The organism is Pseudomonas juntendi (assembly GCF_009932375.1).
Lineage (GTDB): Bacteria > Pseudomonadota > Gammaproteobacteria > Pseudomonadales > Pseudomonadaceae > Aquipseudomonas > Aquipseudomonas juntendi.
In genome coordinates, this window is record NZ_BLJG01000394.1 from 1 (window position 1) to 1102 (window position 1102).

The following is a 1102-nucleotide window of genomic DNA, read 5'->3' on the forward strand; positions in this document are numbered from 1 at the left end:
GGCCGCCGGCCAGCAGCGCAATCAAGGCCATCACCCAGGCGGACATCGCCTCTGCGCGCAGGCCAGGCACCCGCGCAAGCACGCCACACTTTGACATACACCCGTCTCGTCACGTCAGCGTCCTGCGGATTATCCAGCCATGAACCAAGTTATAGCTATTGGCCACTACCCGCGCAATGTACCCCGTCGGCTCAGCGCAGCTGCAAGCGCCAGGCGCGGTGGATGCGGTTGTTGCGGGCGAAATCCGGGTCCAGGGTCTGGGCCGTTATTTCCTCCACGGCGTAGCGTGCCATCAGGTGTTCGTCCAGCTGGAACTTACGGAAGTTGTTGGAGAAATACAGCACGCCACCGGGCGCCAGGCGGGCCATGGCCAAGTCCAGCAACTGCACATGGTCACGCTGCACGTCGAACACACCTTCCATCCGCTTGGAGTTGGAGAAGGTTGGCGGGTCAATGAAGATCAGGTCGTAGCTGTCACGGTTGCCTTCCAGCCAGGCCATGACATCGCTCTGCTCCAGGCGATTGCGCTCGGAATAACCATTGAGCGCCAGGTTGCGCCGCGCCCAGTCCAGGTAGGTTTTCGACAGGTCGATGCTGGTGGTGCTGCGCGCGCCACCCTTGGCCGCGTGCACGGTGGCCGTGGCGGTGTAGCAGAACAGGTTGAGGAAGCGCTTGCCGGCTGCTTCGCGCTGAATACGCATGCGCATCGGGCGATGGTCGAGGAACAGGCCGGTGTCGAGGTAATCGGTGAGGTTGACCAACAACTTCACGCCGCCTTCGTTGACTTCCTGGAAACGGCCCTCGGTAGCCTGACGCTCGTACTGGCGGGTACCGCTTTGCCGCTCGCGGCGCTTGAGCACCACGCGCTGCGGGGCAATGCCCAATGCCTGCGGGATGGCCGCCAGGGCATCGAGCAGGCGCGCCTGGGCCTTGTCCGGGTCCACCGAGCGTGGTGCGGCATATTCCTGCACGTGTACCCAGTCGTGGTACAGATCGACTGCCAGGGCATACTCAGGCATGTCGGCATCGTACAGGCGATAGCAGTCGACCTGCTCGCGTCGGGCCCATTTGCCCAGTTGCCTGAGGTTTTTCTGCAGGCGGT

1 protein-coding gene is annotated in these 1102 nt (G+C 63.2%); it reads right to left on the reverse strand.

The window, feature by feature from the left end:
• Nucleotides 1-191: 191 nt before the first annotated feature.
• On the reverse strand, nt 192-1102 hold a 911-nt coding region (gene rlmKL / locus GYA94_RS26275), incomplete at its 5' end, for a bifunctional 23S rRNA (guanine(2069)-N(7))-methyltransferase RlmK/23S rRNA (guanine(2445)-N(2))-methyltransferase RlmL (RefSeq protein WP_161893416.1).